The organism is Micromonospora sp. WMMD967 (genome assembly GCF_029626165.1).
Classification (GTDB): domain Bacteria; phylum Actinomycetota; class Actinomycetes; order Mycobacteriales; family Micromonosporaceae; genus Micromonospora; species Micromonospora taraxaci.
On the sequence record NZ_JARUBK010000001.1, the window covers coordinates 2,249,860 to 2,267,161 of the forward strand.

The following is a 17,302-nucleotide window of genomic DNA, read 5'->3' on the forward strand; positions in this document are numbered from 1 at the left end:
CCGGCGACGTATCGGAGCTGATCGCCTTTGATCTTGGACCGGAGCCCTGCCGCGCTGGTTGGCTCGTGCCGACCAATCGCCCGACCACGGGGAGTAGACCCGCATGCCCAGCCTCGACCGCCGACGCTTCCTGCGCGACACCGCCGCCACCACCGCCCTCGTCACCACCGCCGGGCTCGCCGCCGGCCCGATCACCCCGGCCCAGGCCGCGCCGCCCGCCGCCACACCCACCCCGTCCGCCCGCCGCAAGGGAGCGGTCAGCTTCCGCTGGTGGGGTACGGCCGGCTGGCGCGTCGACATCGGTGACCGCACGGTCCTCGTCGACCCGTTCCTCAGCCGGATCGACACCGGCCTGTTCAAGAACGCGTTCAACCCGGCCAAGGCGTTGACGGTGCGCACCGACGTGATCGACCCGCGCGTCGACCGGGCCATGACCGTCTTCGTCACGCACACCCACTGGGACCACTTCATGGACGTGCCGTACATCGCGAAGCGCACCGGCGCGCGGGTCTTCGGCACGCTGACCGCGTACCACCTGGGGTTGGCCTACGAACTGCCGTCGACGCAGCTCAGCGCCGTCAAGGGTGGGGAGGTGCTGGACTTCGGCGACCACTCCGTCGAGGTGGTCGGCTCGCTGCACAGCCGCAACCCGTCGTACTCGGTGGCCTTCCCCGGGGTGCGGGTCAGCCAGCCCGCGCAGCCGGCCACCATCGCGGACCTGCCGGAGGGCGACACGCTCGGCTACCTGCTGCGGGTCGACGGTGGCCCGTCGGTCTACTTCACCGGGGCCAGCGACGTCGCCGAGCGGAACCTGACCGGGCTCGCGCCCGACGTGGCGATGGTGGCCATGCAGAACGCCACCACGACCGGGGACTACCTGCCCCGCCTGCTGGAAGGGCTGGACTACCCGAAGGTCGTGGTGCCGGTGCACTACGACAACTTCGAGACGGAGCTGCGGAACCCACCGCCGGTCGCCGAGACCGACCGTGCCCGGCTGAACGACATGATCGCGGCGATCCGCCGGATCTCGCCGCGCAGCCGCGTGCTGGTGCCCGAGTACGAGACCGCGTACCACTTCTGACCGGCACCGGTGGGGGTCGCCGGGCAGCGGCCCCCACCGGATCAGCCGGCGGCCATCTCGGCCAGAGCCCGCACCGACTTCCAGTTGCGGGTGGTCGCCACCACGCCGAGCTTCTTCTCCAGGTACGCGTTGGTGAACTTCGACCGCCCGTAACCGCCGTCGACGTAGTGCAGGAAGACCTCCCGGCCGGTCACCGTGAACGACACGTTCTCCCCGCCGGGCACGGTCAGCGCATCCGCTGTGGACTTCTTCGGCGCGGTCGCCAGGAAGGCGACCAACAGCCTCGTCGGGTCGTCCTCCCGGTCGGCGTACGGGTTGCCACCGGCGATCGCCGCCAGCTCCCGGCCGCTGCGCACCAGCACCGGCACCGTCAACGCCAACTCGTCGGTCAGCGCACGCTTGATCCCGGCCGCCAGCTTCTCCGCGTCGCGCACGGTGCTGCCGAAGGCCACGTTGCCACTCTGCAGGTACGTCTTCACGTCCTCGTGCCCGAGCTCGGTGACGATCCGGCGCAGGTCGGCCATCGCCAGCCGGGTGGCGCCGCCGACGTTGACCCCGCGCAACAGGGCGACGTACCGGGTCATTGCTCCTCCTCGGGTGACGGCCAACCGGCTCAGCGTAGGCCGCCCGGCCCCACCAGGCCCGTCTCGTAGGCGACGATGACCAGTTGCGCGCGGTCCCGGACTCCCAGCTTGGTCAGCAGCCGACCGACGTGGGTCTTGACGGTGGCCTGGCTGAGACTGAGGTGCGTGGCCAACTCCGCGTTGGACAGACCCCGGGCGATCAACGCGAGCACCTCCCGCTCCCGTTCGGTCACCCCGTGAAGGTCACGGGGCAGCGGCCGGGCCGGCTCCGGTCGCCTGGCGAACTCGTCGATCAGCCGGCGGGTCACCGTCGGCGCGAGCAGCCCCTCACCGGAGGCGACCACCCGGATGCCGGTCAGCAGGTCCGCCGGTGGAGTGTCCTTGAGCAGGAAGCCGCTGGCGCCTGCGCGCAACGCGCCGTAGACGTACTCGTCCAGGTCGAACGTGGTCAGGATGATGACCCGGGTGCCGGCGGTCGCCGGGTCGGCGCAGATCCGTCGGGTCGCCTCGATGCCGTCCATCTCCGGCATCCGTACGTCCATCAGCACCACGTCCGGCCGGTGCTGCCCGGTCAACGCGACGGCCTCGACACCGGTGCCCGCCTCGCCGACAGTGGTGCAGTCCGGGGCGAGGTCGACCAGCAGCCGGAAGCTGCCGCGCAGCAACGCCTGGTCGTCGGCGATCAGCACGCGGATCACGCGGCCACCCGGTAGGGCAGGCTGGCCGTCACCGCGAAGCCGCCGTCCGAGCCTGGCCCGGCGCGGAACTCCCCGCCGTGCAACGCCACCCGTTCCCGCATGCCGATCAACCCGTGCCCCTCCCCGCCGGTCAGGACCGGACGTCGACCGTCGTCGGTCACCTCCACCCGTACCTCACCGGGTGTGACGGTCACCGTAGCCCGGCAGGCGGCCGGGGCCGCGTGCTTGACCACGTTGGTCACCGCCTCCTGCACGATGCGGTACACCGCCAGGCCCACCGACTCGGGGACCACGCTGCCCGGTGCCTCCCGTCGGACGTCGAGCCGTACGTCGACACCGCCGATCGCCGCCTGCCGCGCCAGCGTGGGCAACTCGTCCAGCCCGGGTGTCGGGGCGTACGAGGTGTCCTCGCGCAGGACGCCCAGCACCCGACGGACGTCGGCCAGGGCGTGACGGCCGGTCTCCTCGATCACCCGGAGGGCGGCGCCCGCCTCGCGGGGATCCGCCTCGGCGACGTGGTTGGCGACGGACGCCTTCACCACGATGAGACTCAGTGTGTGGGCGACCACGTCGTGCAGCTCGCGCGCCACCCGTAGTCGTTCCTCCGCCGTGGCCTGACGGACCAGATGGGCACTCTGCCGGGCGGCGAGGGCACGTCGCTCCCGGAGGAGCCACCCGATCACCCAGGCCGGCGCGATCATGACGACGGCGTAGACGACCCCACCCGCACGCGACCACAGGTCGCCCGCGGTCAGCACCAGCGCGACGCTCACCAGCGCGAGACAACCCGCCGCGCAAAGGATCGAGCGGCGGGTGGCCGTCGACACCGCGACCGTGTAGAAGGACAGGCCGATGGCGAGCGCCGGCGCGGCGGCGGCGAAGTTCGGGATCACCCCGGTGACCAGGGCAACTGTGGTGACGGCGCTGATCACGGCGGCCACCGTCATCGGCCACCGGCGTCGTACGGCCAGCGGCAGCCCGAGGGCCAGCCCGACGAGCACCGACACCCACAGCGGCTCGCGTACGCCGCCGTGCAGCGGTGACTCCAACGCCGCGTACGGGCAGAGCAGCCCGCCGACAGCCACGGCCAGCAGGACGTCCACGACGTACAGGTCCACCGGTCGTAGCCGTCGGGTCAGCAGGGAAGGGGGCACCCGTCCGACCGTATCGGCCGGCTGGCCGGTCCGCGTCCACCCACGGGCGGTCATCCCCGAGGACGACGTACCGGCCGTTGCGGACCTCGGGCTCCACCCGCGGGAGGGGCGGAAACTGTCCGCGCCGGCACGACGCGCGGCACCCACCGCAGCCGGCACTGTGTCGGCCATGACCACACACACGGTGACCCTGACGGGGCTGCGCGCGGTGTACGGCACCGGAACCCGGCGGGTGACGGCGCTCGACGGCGTGACGACGAGCTTCACGAGCGGGACGTTCACGGCGGTGATGGGCCCCTCCGGCTCGGGAAAGTCCACACTGCTGCACTGCGCGGCGGGGCTGGACAGTCCGACCGAGGGGACCGTCACGATCGACGGCATCCGCCTCGACCAGCTCGGCGAGGACGAGGTGACCCGGCTGCGGCGCGACCGGATCGGGTTCGTGTTCCAGGCGTTCAACCTGGTGTCCACGCTGACCGCCGGGCAGAACGTCGAGTTGCCGTTGCGGCTGGCTGGCCGCCGCCCACCGGCTCGGGACGTCACCGCCGCCCTCGACGCGGTGGGACTGGCCGACCGGGCCGGGCACCGGCCGAGTGAGTTGTCCGGCGGTGAGCAGCAGCGCGTGGCCGTGGCCCGAGCGTTGATCACCCGACCGGCGGTGGTCTTCGCCGACGAGCCGACCGGGGCGTTGGACAGCGCGGCGTCCCGGCAGGTGCTCCGGCTGCTGCGGGCGCTCGTCGACGACCACGGCCAGACAGTGGTGATGGTGACCCACGATCCCCATGCCGCCGCGTACGCCGATCGGGTCCTCCTGCTCGCCGACGGCCGCGTGGTCGACGAGGTGGACGGCGACATCTCGGCGGCGACAGTCGCCGCGCGGATCGCCGAGCGGGAGACGCCCCGGGAGCGGTCATGCTGAGTATCCGGCGGTCGACCAGCGCGTTCGTGGCTGTCGCCATCGGGGTCGCGCTGGTCGCGGCAGCCACGCTGCTGCTCGCCTCCGGCCGCCCGCAGGTGCCGGACCGACTGACCCGGGCGGCGGTCGTGGTGCAGAGCCCCGAGGCGGGTGCGTCGGCCGACCAGTTCGTGCCGACCCGACCGTGGTCCGCCACCACGGCGGCGGGACTCGTCGACCGGTTGGCCGGTCTGCCGGGTGTCGTCGCGGCGGTACCGGACCGGACCTTCTACGCCCAACCGCTCGTCGACGGCCGACCCTCCGCCGCCGACACCCGGCGGGAGGACGCGTACCAGGGGCACGGGTGGTCCAGCGCCCAGTTGGCTGGTCTGCGCCTCACCGCGGGTGAGCCGCCCGGCAGGCCCGGTGAGGTGGTGGTCGACAGCGCGCTGGGACTGCGTACCGGTGCGCCGGTCACCCTGCTGACGGCGGCCGGGCCGCAGGCGTACACCGTGACCGGTCTGGTGGACGCGCCCGGCGTGCACGTCGCGGACGAGGTCGCCGCCGCGCTCGCGCCCGGCGTCCGGGCCATCGGGTTGGTCCTCGCGCCGGGGGCCGACCCGGACCGGGTCGCCGCGTCGGCTCGCGGCGTCGTCGGCGGCGACGGACGGGTGCTGACCGGCGACGCGCGCAGCGCGTTGGAGCCGCGCGACGACGCCCGGATCCGGTGGATCGGCATGCAGGTGCTCACCGCCACGGCGGCCCTCGCCGGCTTCGTCACGGTGTTCGTGGTCTCCTCCACCTTCGCGTTCACCGTCGCGCAGCGCCGTCGCGAGGTGGGCCTGCTGCGCGCCGTCGGCGCCACCGGACGGCAGGTCCGCCGCATGGTGTACGCCGAGGCTCTGGTCGTCGGCGTCAGCGCCGGGCTGGTCGGCCTGCTGGTCGGTGCGGCGCTCACCCCGGTGGTGGGTCGACTGCTCGTCGATGTCGGGTTCGAGCCGGCGACCTTCCGGGTCCACTACGCCCCCTGGCCGGTAGCGGTCTCGCTCGCGGCCGGGCCGGTGATCGCGTTGCTGGCGGTCTGGTCGGCATCCCGTCGGGCCGCGCGGGTGCGCCCGTTGGAGGCGTTGCGCGAGGCGGCGATCGAGCAGCGACCGATCGGACGTGCCCGGATCGCCACCGGGGCGCTGCTCGTCGCGGCGGGGATCGCGCTGAGCGTGGGAACGGCGACCGCGGACGAGGCCCGGGTGGCGGCGTCGTACGCCCTGTACGCGGTGATGGCCCTGGTGGCCGGTGCCACAGTGCTCGCCCCGGTGGTGGTCGGGCCGGTGGTGCGGCTGCTGCGGTTCCCGGTGCGGCGGCCCGGTGGCGCGATCGGGATGCTGGTCCGGGGCGGCGCGTTGACAGCCACCCGGCGGACCGCCTCCATCGCCGCGCCGGTGCTGCTCACCGTCGCCTTCGCGGTGCTGGTGTCCGGGATGGTGCGGACCACCACCGCCGCGTACGCGGCGGGTCGGGCGGACAACGTGAACGCCGGTTGGATCGTCGTGCCGGACCGGGCGCCCGGTCTGTCGGACGCGGCCGTCGCCGCGACCGGAGGCACCGCACTCCTGCCGACCACAGTCTTCCGCACCGACCCCGGGACGCTGCCGGAGAACCGGCCACTGACCGCGCTCGGTGTGGACCCGGCGGGTTTCGCCGCCGCGAACCGGGTGCTCACCGTCGTCGCCGGCTCCCTGGACGACCTGCGCGGGAACGACACAGTCGTGGTCACCACCTCGGCGAACCTGCCGCCGTCCGCCCCGTACGAGCTGGTCTTCGCCGACGGGACGGCGGTGTCGTTGCGCGTCGTCGCGGTCGTCACCGACAACTCGCTCCCCGGCGACCTGCTCGTACCTCGGGCGGTGGTGCGGGCGCACGACCCGTCGGCGTTGACCTCCACCGTGTACGTGCGGGACCGGGTCGCCCCACCGGTGGGCGCGCGGATCGTCGACGTGGACACCTGGGCGGCCGAGGCGGACGCCGCCGAGGACCGTCTCGTCTGGCTGTTCACGCTGCTGCTGATCGGTGTGTCGGCCGGTTACGGAGCCGTCGCCGTGGCCAACACGTTGCTGCTGGCCGCCGCCGGTCGGGTCGCGGACCTGCGGCTGATCCGGTTGGCCGGGGCGACCCGTCGGCAGGTCCTCTGGCTGGTCACCGCCGAGTCCGCCCTGGTGGTCCTGATCGGCGCGCTGCTCGGTGGCGCGGTCGCCTTCGTCGGCCTGCTCAGCATCCGTGCCGGCCTGGCCGAGCAGGTCGGCGCGTCCGTCGACCTGGTGGTGCCCTGGTCGGTGATCGCCGGCGTGGTGGGGCTGTGCCTGCTGCTCGCCGTGCTGTCCAGTGTGCTGCCGACGTGGCGGTCACTGCGTCACCGCCCCGCGCGGACCCCGGTCAGCGTTGTCCGCCCCGCGCGGACCTCGGCCGACGTCGTCGGATGATCGTGCCCCCTGACCGGGCGCTCGGACCGCTACCGTCCACGGATGCGATCCGCGCGCCCGGTCGGGCTGCTCATCTCCACCGCCGCTGTTGTGCTCTGGGCGATCGGCGCGACAGTGTGGCAACCGCTGACCGAGCCGCTCGGCCCGTGGTCGGAGCACCTACCGGGCAACAACACCTACTGGGCACGGGACCTCCGGTTCATGGCCGTCGTCGCTGTGACACTCGGGCTGGTGGTGGCGGGCCGGGGGCAGGTGCGCTGGAGCGGCCCGGCGGTGGTGCTCGGTGGTCTCTGGATCGCCGCCGACGTGGCTGTCGACCGGGCCGACCCGGTCGGCGTGGAGGCGACAGTGCTGCTCGCCGTCGGCGGCTGCGCCGTGCTCGGAGTGTTCGCGGCGGTTCTGCTGTGGCTGGACCGCGGCACGCCTTCCGCCGCCGACCGGAGGGCGCTGACCGGCGCCGCCTGCGTGGCCGGGGTGCTGGTGGCGGTGGCCGCCGGTATCGAGTCACCTACCGACCGGGAGCCGGAGCTGAATCAGGGCGGCCTGGCCACCGCGGCGCTGCTCGTCGTTCTGGCGGTGGGTGCCGCGCTGGCGGCGGCCCCCGAGCGTTCCCGGGCCCGCGTCGGGCTGGCGGCGGGTCTCACCGTGGTGTGCCTGGTCGGCGTCGGGCTGGTCCGTGCCGTCCCGCCGGGCTCGCGGCTCCTGCCGGAGCTCGCCCTGTGGACGGTGCTGCTCACCGGTGTGACAGTGCTCGCCTGGGACTGGCCGGGTGGCCGTCCGGTCTGGCGGCACCACACACTGGCCGTGCTCGCGGCACTGGCGGGCCCGTTCGCCCTGTTGCTGGTCACCGCCGTCGCCATGATGCTCCTGCCGATCGGGGCGACGTTCACCGAGCTGGCCGGCAACAGCCCGATCAACTCCGCCGACTCCGACGTGCTGATCTCGCTGGCCGGGCTGCTGGCCGGGCTCGGGATGGCGCTCCTGCTGGCGTGGCCTCCCGCGCTCGGCCACCGCCCCGGCGCAGCGAAGTAGCGCCGCCTACTCGGCGACCGGCAGCACGACCTCGTTGCGGCGCAGGAACCACGGCTTCCACGGCAGGTCGAAGCGTGCGTACCGGACGGCACCGGTGGGTTGCAGCCCCGCCGCCGTCACCGACCGGCCGAGCATGGTGGCCCGCTGGCTGAACGTCTGCTCCGTCCACCGCCCGGAGAAACGCATCGCCGCCGCCAGTTGTGCCCGGACCTCGCGGACGCGCACCCGGGCGTCCACCGGCTCGGGCGCGGTCGCCGCGGTGAGGGCCGCCGGCAGAACGAACTGGATCAGGTACGCGCCCGGCCGCTCGCCCTCGATCTGAACCACCGGAACGGTCATGGCGATCTTCTCCGACCCGCCGGCCGCTGACGTCGTCGGCTCGGCCGCGCCAACCGGCTGTCGAGCCCGATTGGCGCCGCCGAGGTAGCCGGCCAGCGGTCGGAACGCCTCGATCAGAGCCCGGGTGAACGGGGCCTGGACCTGCATCTCGGCCACCAGGTGGGCCGGGTACCGACGCAGCTCGAACCCGGGGTGGCGGGACACTACCCGGTACGGCTGCTGTTCGGTCATCGCGCGGCTCCCAGGGTCTGCTGGAACAGACGCTACCGTCCGTTCGGCTCCCGCTCGGCCGAAGTCGACTGCTCCGGTCGTACGGTCACCGCCCGCCCGGTCAGCCGCCAGTACTGCCGCTTGCCCTCGTCGCGCAGCACCACCCCGAGCAGGCCCAACTCCCTGCGCAGCTCGCGGGCGTCGTCGCGGCGGTCCCGCTCGACCGCCCGCTCCCGGGCACGCAGCAGCGCGTCCGCGCCGGCCGGCAGCCCGGGCAGGTCGGGCACCCACAGCCGGTACGCCGACCGGTGCGGGTCGTCGTCCGCCCAACCCCAGCCGTGCGCCCGGAACGCCGCTGCCAGCTGCCTGGCCGAATGGTCGGTCGGTTCCCGGACCAGTTCCGCGCCGTCGCCGTCGAGCAGCACCAGGTGCTTGTCGGCGAGGAAGACCACCCGGGTGTCGACCCGGGCGACGGTCCGGTCCTGGTCGGAGCGGCGTAGCCGGACCTGCGCCGGGTCGACGGTGACGATCAGCCGTTCGGCGGTGCCGATCCCGGCCACGACCAGGCCGGCCACGACACCCACGGTGATGGTGCCGGCGGTGGCCTGCGGCTCGGGCAGCCGGTCCAGCCACTCGATGAGGTCGCTGAACGGCACCCAGGGCAGCCGGGTGAGCCAACCGGTCGCCGCCGCGAGGAGCCAGCCGACGCCCGCGCCGAGGAGCGGGAAGCCACCCCACAGGACCGCCAGCTCCAGCGGGCCACCACTGACCACGGTGCGGGGACGGTTGCCGGCGACGTCCATGGTCAGGACACCTCGCGGCGCAGCGTCCGGAACAGGCCGGCGGCCAGCGGAAGGACCATCCAGACGAGCAGCGACACCGCCAGCCGACCCCACTGCCCGCCGGTGACGTGGCTGGTGAACAGGGGCTCCATGGTCCGGCTGGTGTCCAGCCATTCGGCCGGGCCGCGCAGGGGTCGGACCAGTTCGCCGAGCACCGACCAGAGGGTCGGCAGCAGCAGGTAGCCGACGATGGCCAACGGCGGGTTGAGCAGCAGCAGGCCGAAGGCGGCACCCATCAGCACACCGGCGACCTGGACGATCGCCCCGTTCACGATCAGCGTCGCGTCGACCTGCCAGGTGCCCGCGCCGCCGGTGGCCGACGCCACGAGCGTCCCGACGCCGGCGACGGCAACTGTGACCAGCACCGAGGCGAGCGCGGCCAGCACCACGGCGATCAGCTTCGCGGCCACCACCCGCTCCCGCCGGGGCACCAGCGCGTACGTGGTGAGGGCGGTGCGCTGGGACCACTCACTGGTGATCGACAGGATGCCCAGCACCGGTAGGAGCACGTTGACGGGCAGCAGCGAGGTGACGAAGAAGGTGAAGAAGGTCTGTTCGGAGTCCTCGGCGTAGATCAACAGGAGGGTGACGATCGCGACGACGACCAGGCCGATGGTGATCAGCAGCCAACGGCCGGCCCGGGTGTCGACGAGTTTGCGCAGCTCCACACCGGTGAGCCGGAGCAGCGACGGTCGGCGTACCGGGGCGTGGTGCTGGGGCACGACGGTGCTGGCGGGCGCGGTGGTGGTGGTCATCGGACGGCCTCCTTGGTGGATTCGCCGGCGGTCAGGGTGAGGAAGAGCTGTTCGAGACCACCGCCGCCGGCGGGGCGCAGCTCGGCGAGCGCGACGCCGGCGTCGGCGGCGGCCTGACCGACCGCCTCGGCGTCGGCCTGCACGAGCAGGCCGTCGGAGCTGTCGGCCGCGGTCAGGTTGGCGGCGTCCAGCGCCCGGCGCAGCGCCGCGTCGTCGCGGGCCCGGACCACAGTCCCGCCACCGGCCAGCAGCTCGTTCTTGTCGCCCTGGGCCACGATCCGGCCACCCCCGATCACCACCAGCCGGTCCGCGACCGCCTCCACCTCGCGCAGCAGGTGGGAGGAGAGCAGCACGGTGCCGCCCCGGTCGGCGAAGTCGCGCAGCAGTCCGCGCATCCAGAAGATGCCCTCCGGGTCCAGGCCGTTGGCCGGCTCGTCGAGGATCAACACCCGGGGGTCACCGAGCATCGCCTGCGCCAGGCCGAGCCGCTGCCGCATGCCCAACGAGTACGCCCGTACCCGCCGCTTCGCCGCCACCGCGTTCAACCCGACCAGGTCGAGCTTCGCGGCGACCTCGCGCTTGCCCAGACCCATGGTGTACGCGGACAGGGTCAACGCCTCGCGGCCGGTCCGCCCGGCATGCTGGGCGGAGGCGTCCAGCAGCACCCCGACCTCCCGCCCCGGGTTGGGCAGCTCCCGGTACGGGTGCCCGGAGACGGTGGCGCGGCCGGCCGTCGGCGCGGTGAGCCCGCAGATCATCCGCATGGTGGTCGACTTGCCGGCGCCGTTGGGGCCGAGGAAGCCGGTGACGGTGCCCGGCTCGCACCGGAACGACACGTCGTCCACGGCCGGGTGTGGCCCGTATCGCTTGGTGAGGTTCTCTACGACGATCATGTCGCCGAGCGTGCCGGGGCCGCCCGGCCATCCGCTGCGGCCACCGGTCGGTGCCGCGTCGACCTTGGTCGACCGGCGGGTCTCGACTTTGGTAGCTGGTTGTCGGCCCCCGATGCTGCCTAGCATGGGCGGGTGACCAGCATGGCCGTTCCGGAGCACCCCTGGCTGTTGCCGGGGGAGCTGGTGGTGCCGGCCGAGCGCGTGCGTTCCCGGCCGCGCCGCACCACCCGGGACTGGGTGGTGGACAGCCTCGCGTTCCTGCTCGGGCTGCTCTGGGTGCTGTTCGCCACCTTCGACGCCCTGTCGCCCAACCCGGAGGCGGCGATCCCGCTGCCGCACGACTGGATGGTCGGCGTCGACACGGTGCTCGGGCTGGTCTGCTGCGGGCTGCTCTGGGTGCGTCGGCGGTGGCCCCTCGGGCTGGCAGTGGCCACCCTGCCGCTGAACCTGTTCTCGATGGCCGCCGCCATCCCGCTGTTGATCATCTACTTCACCGTCGTGGTGCACCGGCGGACCGCCGTCGCGATCGCGGTCACCGGTGTCGGGTTCCTCACCAACCTGGTCTTCAGTTGGACCCGTCCAGATCCCGCGATGTCGTACTGGCTCACCGTGACCTGGGGCGTGGTGATCACCCTGGCCGTGCTGGCCTGGGGGATGTTCGTCCGGGCCCGCCGGCAGTTGATCGTGTCGCTGCGCGAGCGGGCCGAACGGGCCGAGGCGGAGCAGCAACTCCGGGTCGCCCAGGCCCGCCACCTCGAACGCACCCGGATCGCCCGGGAGATGCACGACGTGCTGGCCCACCGGATCTCGCTGCTCAGCCTGCACGCCGGTGCGCTGGAGTTCCGCCCGGACGCGCCGGCCGACGAGGTCGCCCGCGCCGCCGGGGTGATCAGGGGCAGCGCCCACGCCGCCCTTCAGGACCTGCGCGAGGTCATCGGGGTGCTCCGGGCCGAGGACGGTGGCGACGACGCCCCGGAGCCGCCCCAGCCGACTCTCGCCGACCTGCCGGCCCTGGTCGCCGAGTCGCGGTCGGCAGGGGTACGGGTCAACGTCAGCGACAGCGTCGCCGAGGCGGAGAAGGTGCCGGCGGCGCTGGGCCGGGCCGCGTACCGGATCGTGCAGGAGGGGTTGACCAACGCCCGCAAGCACGCGGCCGGCGCGGCGGTGACCGTGGACGTGGCCGGCGGACCGGGCGACGGCCTGACCGTGGCGATCGCCAACCGGTGGCCGGTCGGCACACCGGCCGGCGGCACCCTGCCGGGTGCGGGCACCGGCCTGGTCGGCATCAGTGAACGGGTCACCCTGGCCGGTGGCCGGCTCGCCTACGGCCGGGACGACACCGGTGACTTCCGGCTGGCGGCCTGGCTGCCGTGGCCGGCGTGACCGGCCCGGCCGGCTCTTCGGGCGTGACCGGGTCTTCCGGTGCGGCTGGCCCGGTCGACGCGGACCGGCCTTCCGAGGAGGTCGGCGCTTCCGGTGCGGCGGGGCCGGAGTCGGTCGTGCCGTCGGTGCGCGTGCTGATCGTGGACGACGACGCGCTGGTCCGGGCCGGGCTGTCGATGATCCTCGGCGGCCTGCCGGACCTGACAGTGGTCGGCGAGGCGGCCGATGGTGGTGAGGTGCCCGCGGCCGTCGCCGCGTACGCCCCGGACGTGGTGCTGATGGACATCCGGATGCCCCGGGTGGACGGGCTGACCGCCACCGAGGCGCTGCGCGCCCAGCCGCACCCGCCGGAGGTGCTGGTGCTCACCACGTTCGACGCCGACGAGCAGGTGCTGCGGGCGCTGCGGGCGGGGGCGGCCGGCTTCCTGCTCAAGGACACCCCGCCGGCGGAGATCGTGCACGCCGTACGTCGGGTCGCGGCCGGTGAGGCGACGCTCTCCCCGACTGTCACCCGGACGCTGATCGCCCACGTGACCGGGGCCGTCCCCGGTACGGTCGGACCCGACCCGCGTCGGGAGCGGGCGGTGCGGTTGCTCGCCGGTCTCAGCGAGCGGGAACGGCAGGTGGCTGTCGCGTTGGGGCGGGGGCACACCAACGCGGAGATCGCCGGGGAGTTGTTCATGAGTGTGGCGACGGTCAAGGCGTACGTCTCCCGGCTGTTGACCCGCCTGGACCTCAACAACCGGGTCCAGGTGGCACTGCTGGTCCACGACGCCGGCCTCGTCTGACGCAGGCCGGTTGATCGACTCGGCTTCGTAGAAGTCGCGGTGTCCCGCCGTCGAGATGCCCCGACATCAAGGAATCCGATTCGGTACCGGAATTGAACTTTCGTCCGACGTCTCCCGTACCCATGGCCGAGGATGTCGGTGCGGTGAGTCCGCCGTACCGCTGCCGAGCTGCGGGAGGCCTGCCGTGCGAGTTGGTGAGCAGTCGACGGATCCCATCGACCAGGTACTGGGTGAGGTGCCAATGCCGGCACCACTGACCCCGGAGGATGTTCGGCTCGCGGTCCGGGCGGTGGTCGTGCACACCGCCGAGGAGTGGCCCACGGGGCCGCTGTGCCGCAACGACGGCGCCTCCTACCCGTGCCGCCTGCATCGTTGGGGGCGGCGCGTGTTGGAGGCACACGGGCTCAACGAACGACAGATCGAGGCGTTGATCCGGCACGGCAACCCGTTCGTGCACGTACCCTTCCCGTTCACGGCGACCGGGCCGTCTTCCGCGCGTACCGCCGGTGGGCGGCCGGCGACCACCGGATATCCGGCTCCGGCCGCGCGTACCGCCGGTGGCCGGCCGGCGACCACCGGATATCCGGCCCCGGCCGGGCGTACCGGCGGGTTGCCGGCGCGGCAGCAGGCCGCACGGGCCGTGCCACCGGGTGTACGACCCACCGCTGCCGGCCGGCCGGTGACTGCCCCCGTCACCGCGCCGCGCTGGCCCCGGGCGAGCTGAGCGCGCTACCCCTCCGCCCGCAGACCCGGGGCCGACACGACGTCGGCCCGACGCGGAGTTTTCCTCTCCGCGTCGGGCCGACGTCGCTCCGACAGGTGGCTCAGTCGTTCGCCGCTCCGATGCCGCAGTCCGGCGCCGACCAGCTCGTCGTGTTCGAGCTGCTGTCGTTGTTGTTCTCCCGACGGGAGTCGACGTGCACGTGGTCGTCGTGGTCGGGGTAGCCCGGCCCGTAGATTCCGCTGAACCCGTTGTTACGGGCGGCACGGGCGACCTGGCACAGGGACGACGTCCGTGACGTGACGTCGGCCGCGTTGCCGTAGAGGTGTTGGCTGTCCGACGCGCCGCCGACCTGGTTGTTGCAGGCCCGACTGCGGAAACCACTGGACACGTAGAGCGGCTTGTCGCCGAGGTTCTTGCGCAGCGCCTCCAGCTTCCACATGGTGCGCAACGCGTTCTGCTTGGTCTGCGCCGCCGACAGCGGGCCGCCGCTCCACCCGCTGCCACCGCAGCCGTTGTCCAGCTCGCTGTAGCTGAAGTGCGCGGGTGTGCAGTCGTTGTCCTGGAGTTGGTACAGCTTGGCGTAGGTCTGCGGGCCGGCGATGCCGTCGGCGCGCAACCCGTACGCCTGCTGGAACCGTTTGACCGCGGCGGCGGTCTTGGGTCCGTAGCGGCCGTCGTTCTCCACGATGTCCCGGTTGCCGGCCCACCCGGCGACCCGGATCTGCAACTGGCGGACGTCGTCGCCGGAACGTCCCTGGGTCAGGGTGCGATTCCACGTGTAGCAGCCGTCCGCATGTGCCGCCGGCGCGGCGACCACCGCGGCGATCGCTGCCCCGGGCAGTGCCAGGGCGAATGCGATGGCAGCACGCTTCAAGGTGTTTACGCGCACAGAAGTCCTCCCGATAGGAGAGCGATTGGGGTGGCCACGGGACATCGACCAAGAAGTCCCGCGATTTCCACCCTGACACTGATCGGGGCGGTTGGAGGCGATTAACGAGAATCGTCCTCACAACTCGTCGCTCCTGGGTATTGACTGGGAATTCGACTGATTTGCGAAACAGCCAATTAATGCCGCTCGGCCCTGTTCCGGTCAACCACACCGAACGTCGCAATCAGCCACACCGAGGGTGATGTTCCCTCGCCGGTGGCGGCCGGTAACGTCAGCCCCGGGCTGCGGACTGGCGGAGGTGCACGTGGCACGCGGTGGCGTCTTCTGTGTCGAGGGTCAATGGCACCGCGACCTCAACGAGCGGGGCTCCGTGCTGCCCACCCTGGAGCTGCTGGAGCGGCTGGGCAAGATCCGCTTCATCCACAAAGACGCGGCCACCCGCGACGAGCTGTTCTACTTCCTGGACCGCTGGCTGCTCAAGCAGTACGCCGACCACCGGGTGGGCTTCTTCGCCATGCACGGCGAGCCGAGCCGACTCTGCCTCACCGACTGGCAGTCGGTGGAGTTGAACGAGGTGGCCGACCTGATGGCCGGGCGTGCCGAGGGGCGACGACTCTATTTCGGCAGCTGCTCGGTCCTGCGGGCCTCCGACGCCGTGCTGCGCGAGTTCCTGGAGGTCACCGGAGCCGCTCTGATCTGCGGTTTCACCCGAGAAGTCGACTGGGTCGAATCGGCGGCCTTCGAAACCGTCCTCCTCGACGTACTCGCCAACGGCCAGCGACACAACGCCGCCGAGCTGCGGATGGGCTCGGCCCACTGGGCACCCCTCGCGTCGTACCTCGGGTTCCGGGTGATCTACGCCAACGGGCGAGCCTGGCGACCGTCCGGCCGCCCCCGGGTGCCCACCCAGGCGGTGCACCGCTCCACGGCCCGACCGCGCTGACCCGCCGCCGCCCCCGTACGCGCGCCTGGTAGGAACGACGCATGGCGCGCAGCATCGCACGGAACACCCGGGTCGACCGGGACGACCTGCTCGACTTCCTCCGGACGCGGCACCGCGTCGTACTGATGACCACCCGGGCCGACGGGCGACCGCAGTCCTCCCCGGTCTCCGCCGGCATCGACGGGCAGGGCCGGCTGGTCGTCTCGACCTACCCCGAGCGGGCCAAGGTGACCAACATCCGCCGAGACCCCCGGGTGTCGGCATGCGTGCTCAGCGACGACTGGAACGGCCCCTGGGTGCAGATCGACGGCACCGCCGAGGTGCTCGACCTGCCCGAGGCGCTGGAGCCGCTGGTCGACTACTTCCGCAGCATCTCCGGCGAGCACCCGGACTGGGACGACTACCGGGCGGCGATGGTGCGTCAGGGCAAGTCGCTGATCCGGGTCACCATCGACGCGTGGGGCCCGATCGCCACCGGAGGCTTCCCGGCCCGCCTCGCCGACTGACCGCGCACCCCGCTCAGCCCGCCCGCCCTCGCCAGGCAGGTGCGCTGTCGAGCTGCCCCGGATGTGGGGCGGGCGACGAGGGTGTCATCCGCCCGGATGTGGGGCGCGCGACGACGGTGTCATCCGCCCGGATGTGGGGCGGGCGACGGTGCCATCCGCCCGGATGCGGACGCGGATGCGGCGAGTGCCGGAGCACGGGTGCCGTGCTGTTGCCCGCGAAATGTGCTCTCCGGCCTCGCCGCGTCTGCCCCATATTTGGAGCAGCTCGACAGGGGACTGAGGGGTAAGTCTGCCCGACCGCCGACCGCCGACCGCCGACCGCCGACCGCCGACCGCCGACCGCCGACCGCCGACCGCCGACCGCCGACCGCCGACCGCCCCGCCGGTCAGTAGGCCGCGGTGAAGCGGGTGTTGAGGTACCGGGGCTGCTCGATCTCGTCGACGATCGCGACCGCCAGATCCTCGTAGGTGAGCACCGACCGGCCCTGGTCGTCGGTGACCGGCTCGTCGGTGCCCGTGCGGTAGTGCCCGGTGCGCTCGCCGGGATGGAACTCCAACGGCGGCGGCGAGACGTAGGTCCAGCGCACCCCGTCGGCCGAGCTGCGGTAGTAGTCCAGCGCGTCGGCCTGGCCCAGCGCCGAGTCCCGGTACTGCTCGGGGAAGTCCGGCTCGTCGAGGAAGCGGGTGCCGCGCGGGGTGAGCAGGGTGGACCCGCCACCCAGATGGATGATCCGGGGCGCGGCCGGCATGGACCGCAGGGTGGTCACCAGGGTCTCGGCGGCCGTACGCCAGAGCCCGCGCTCACCGCCGCCGATGGCCACCACCAGCGCGTCCGCGTCCGGTGCCAACTCCCGCACACTGCGCTCGCTGGTCGCGTCGCCGGTGACCGTCCGCACCCCGTCCGGCAGGTAGGAGGCCGCCTCCGGCCGACGGACCGCGGCGATCACCCGGTGCTCCCGGTCGGCCGCCTCGGCGACGACCCGCGATCCGGCGGTGCCGCCCGCGCCAAACACGACGATGGTGCTCACCAGCCCAGGCTAGGGCCGGCTCGCTCCGGAGATGCCGTTATGACGAACCCGGTCGGGGCGTTCGGAAAAGCGGCCGCAGCC

At 72.9% G+C, this 17,302-nt stretch carries 18 protein-coding genes; 9 read left to right on the forward strand and 9 right to left on the reverse strand.

Annotated features, from left to right (window positions below):
• Positions 1 to 103: 103 nt before the first annotated feature.
• Complete coding sequence (locus O7631_RS10615; protein WP_278144090.1) at positions 104 to 1,081, forward strand: MBL fold metallo-hydrolase; 978 nt, start codon at positions 104 to 106, stop codon at positions 1,079 to 1,081.
• 41 nt (positions 1,082 to 1,122) lie between these two features.
• On the opposite strand, the gene O7631_RS10620 is transcribed toward O7631_RS10615, so the two are convergent.
• From O7631_RS10620 to O7631_RS10630, 3 genes are read right to left on the reverse strand one after another with little or no spacing between them, the layout of a single operon-like run.
• Positions 1,123 to 1,665: a DUF1697 domain-containing protein gene (locus O7631_RS10620; RefSeq protein WP_278144091.1), complete on the reverse strand. Its 543-nt coding sequence runs from the start codon at positions 1,663 to 1,665 to the stop codon at positions 1,123 to 1,125.
• Between the two features lie 29 nt (positions 1,666 to 1,694).
• Positions 1,695 to 2,363 (reverse strand): response regulator transcription factor, encoded by a 669-nt coding sequence (locus tag O7631_RS10625; RefSeq protein WP_278144092.1) that lies wholly within the window; start codon positions 2,361 to 2,363, stop codon positions 1,695 to 1,697.
• The gene (locus tag O7631_RS10630; RefSeq protein WP_278144093.1) at positions 2,360 to 3,517 is read right to left on the reverse strand and encodes a sensor histidine kinase; all 1,158 of its coding nucleotides are present in this window, start codon (positions 3,515 to 3,517) and stop codon (positions 2,360 to 2,362) included. Before O7631_RS10630 ends, O7631_RS10625 begins: the two co-directional genes overlap by 4 nt.
• Positions 3,518 to 3,686: 169 nt before the next feature.
• Between O7631_RS10630 and O7631_RS10635 the strand changes: the two genes are divergently transcribed.
• From O7631_RS10635 to O7631_RS10645, 3 genes are read left to right on the forward strand one after another with little or no spacing between them, the layout of a single operon-like run.
• On the forward strand, positions 3,687 to 4,436 hold the full coding sequence (locus O7631_RS10635) for an ABC transporter ATP-binding protein (RefSeq protein ID WP_278144094.1): 750 nt from the start codon (positions 3,687 to 3,689) through the stop codon (positions 4,434 to 4,436).
• Positions 4,430 to 6,889, forward strand: coding sequence for an FtsX-like permease family protein (locus O7631_RS10640; protein WP_278144095.1), 2,460 nt, complete (start codon positions 4,430 to 4,432; stop codon positions 6,887 to 6,889). The genes O7631_RS10635 and O7631_RS10640 overlap by 7 nt, the downstream gene beginning before the upstream one ends.
• Before the next feature lie 42 nt (positions 6,890 to 6,931).
• Entirely contained in the window at positions 6,932 to 7,921 is a 990-nt protein-coding gene (locus O7631_RS10645) for a hypothetical protein (protein WP_278144096.1), read from the forward strand.
• Positions 7,922 to 7,927: 6 nt separating this feature from the next.
• On the opposite strand, the gene O7631_RS10650 is transcribed toward O7631_RS10645, so the two are convergent.
• Genes O7631_RS10650 through O7631_RS10665 form a run of 4 tightly spaced genes read right to left on the reverse strand, consistent with a single transcriptional unit; the run spans position 7,928 to position 10,960 of the window.
• Entirely contained in the window at positions 7,928 to 8,491 is a 564-nt protein-coding gene (locus O7631_RS10650; protein WP_278144097.1) for a heme-binding protein, read from the reverse strand.
• 32 nt (positions 8,492 to 8,523) lie between these two features.
• Positions 8,524 to 9,273 carry a hypothetical protein gene (locus O7631_RS10655; RefSeq protein WP_278144098.1) on the reverse strand — a complete coding sequence of 250 codons (750 nt, stop codon included), beginning with the start codon at positions 9,271 to 9,273 and terminating at the stop codon, positions 8,524 to 8,526.
• Between the two features lie 2 nt (positions 9,274 to 9,275).
• Positions 9,276 to 10,067 carry an ABC transporter permease gene (locus O7631_RS10660; RefSeq protein ID WP_278144099.1) on the reverse strand — a complete coding sequence of 264 codons (792 nt, stop codon included), beginning with the start codon at positions 10,065 to 10,067 and terminating at the stop codon, positions 9,276 to 9,278.
• Entirely contained in the window at positions 10,064 to 10,960 is an 897-nt protein-coding gene (locus tag O7631_RS10665; RefSeq protein ID WP_278144100.1) for an ATP-binding cassette domain-containing protein, read from the reverse strand. Before O7631_RS10665 ends, O7631_RS10660 begins: the two co-directional genes overlap by 4 nt.
• Positions 10,961 to 11,092: 132 nt before the next feature.
• On the opposite strand from O7631_RS10665, the gene O7631_RS10670 reads away from it, so the two are divergent.
• From O7631_RS10670 to O7631_RS10680, 3 genes are all read left to right on the forward strand, one after another.
• Positions 11,093 to 12,343 carry a histidine kinase gene (locus O7631_RS10670; protein WP_278144101.1) on the forward strand — a complete coding sequence of 417 codons (1,251 nt, stop codon included), beginning with the start codon at positions 11,093 to 11,095 and terminating at the stop codon, positions 12,341 to 12,343.
• A complete protein-coding gene (locus O7631_RS10675) occupies positions 12,322 to 13,131 on the forward strand; it encodes a response regulator transcription factor (RefSeq protein ID WP_278147905.1) in 810 nt (269 codons plus the stop codon). The genes O7631_RS10670 and O7631_RS10675 overlap by 22 nt, the downstream gene beginning before the upstream one ends.
• Before the next feature lie 184 nt (positions 13,132 to 13,315).
• A complete protein-coding gene (locus tag O7631_RS10680) occupies positions 13,316 to 13,855 on the forward strand; it encodes a hypothetical protein (protein WP_278144102.1) in 540 nt (179 codons plus the stop codon).
• Between the two features lie 100 nt (positions 13,856 to 13,955).
• Here O7631_RS10680 and O7631_RS10685 read toward each other — a convergent pair whose 3' ends face one another.
• Positions 13,956 to 14,744: a D-Ala-D-Ala carboxypeptidase family metallohydrolase gene (locus tag O7631_RS10685; protein ID WP_278144103.1), complete on the reverse strand. Its 789-nt coding sequence runs from the start codon at positions 14,742 to 14,744 to the stop codon at positions 13,956 to 13,958.
• Positions 14,745 to 15,048: 304 nt separating this feature from the next.
• Here O7631_RS10685 and O7631_RS10690 point away from each other — a divergent pair, with 304 nt between their 5' ends.
• Together O7631_RS10690 and O7631_RS10695 are read left to right on the forward strand one after the other, a co-directional pair.
• Positions 15,049 to 15,687 carry a hypothetical protein gene (locus O7631_RS10690; RefSeq protein ID WP_238645255.1) on the forward strand — a complete coding sequence of 213 codons (639 nt, stop codon included), beginning with the start codon at positions 15,049 to 15,051 and terminating at the stop codon, positions 15,685 to 15,687.
• A gap of 41 nt (positions 15,688 to 15,728) precedes the next feature.
• Positions 15,729 to 16,193, forward strand: a complete 465-nt coding sequence (locus tag O7631_RS10695) for a PPOX class F420-dependent oxidoreductase (protein ID WP_269680922.1) — start codon at positions 15,729 to 15,731, stop codon at positions 16,191 to 16,193.
• Positions 16,194 to 16,579: 386 nt separating this feature from the next.
• On the opposite strand, the gene O7631_RS10700 is transcribed toward O7631_RS10695, so the two are convergent.
• On the reverse strand, positions 16,580 to 17,221 hold the full coding sequence (locus O7631_RS10700) for an NAD(P)H-binding protein (protein ID WP_278144104.1): 642 nt from the start codon (positions 17,219 to 17,221) through the stop codon (positions 16,580 to 16,582).
• Between the last annotated feature and the right edge of the window lie 81 nt (positions 17,222 to 17,302).